At 58.8% G+C, this 792-nt stretch carries 2 protein-coding genes; one reads left to right on the forward strand and one right to left on the reverse strand.

Features of this window, described 5'->3' with window-relative positions; translation table 11 throughout:
• Positions 1 to 252 (forward strand): transposase (locus AO501_RS18090; RefSeq protein ID WP_231752531.1); only part of this gene is annotated, 252 nt, incomplete at its 5' end.
• A gap of 166 nt (positions 253 to 418) precedes the next feature.
• Here the strand turns inward: AO501_RS18090 and AO501_RS40535 are convergent.
• Positions 419 to 580, reverse strand: coding sequence for a hypothetical protein (locus AO501_RS40535; RefSeq protein ID WP_156452654.1), 162 nt, complete (start codon positions 578 to 580; stop codon positions 419 to 421).
• Positions 581 to 792 lie beyond the last annotated feature (212 nt).

Genomic DNA, 792 nt, shown 5'->3' on the forward strand with positions numbered 1-792 from the left:
GTGTTGATCCGTATCTCGCCCTGCATCAGGCCGGTTTGCTATGAACCACTGGACTCAACTCACCCTGGCACGCAGGGCCACGACGTGCTCGCCTATTTCGACCATCACGCCTCCAACGGCCCAACTGAAGCGATCAATGGCCGACTCGAAGCCCTACGAAGAAACGCCCTCGGATTCCGAAACCTCACCCACTACCGAATCCGCTCACTACTGCACTGCGGCAACCTCGCCCAACAGATCGATGCACTCTAAAACCGGAAGAGCCGGTAATCCATTCGCTAAGAATGGCAGGGGTGACTCTCACTCACGGTGGGCTCAGCCTTGTCGGCGCACGCGCGTATGTTGCAGGGTGATCATCAAGGTGTACGAGGGGGTAACAGTGGAGAAGGCGACCATTCTCGAGCGCGTTTGCGCGGCCCTAGAAGGCGACTCTCTCGCAGCGGGTCGCGAAATTCTTCGGGCAGAGTATCCGTTCGTTGCTGTCGACAAAGTGAATCGTCGATACAGCGAGCGGCAGTGCCTTCGGATATTTTTCCGAGACGGCTTCACCGACCGCTATTCCGGCGACCGGCTGGTTCACCCGGGTGCACTTCGGGCGCTTTCGCTGGCTCTGCCAGACGATTTTCCTGCCGATCCGAACTGGGCGATGTCTCAAACCCATATTGCCTTCTGGGAGCTCTTTCCCTCGATTGACCACGTTGTCCCGGTCTCGCGACGGAACTTGTCAAGGCGGATGAGTCCATCGGGTGTTAAGCGGCGGTCGTGTCGGCCTCCTGGGCTGGTGGGTTGATC

The sequence above is a fragment of the Mycobacterium gordonae genome, from assembly GCF_001417955.2.
GTDB classification, from domain to species: Bacteria; Actinomycetota; Actinomycetes; order Mycobacteriales; family Mycobacteriaceae; genus Mycobacterium; species Mycobacterium gordonae_B.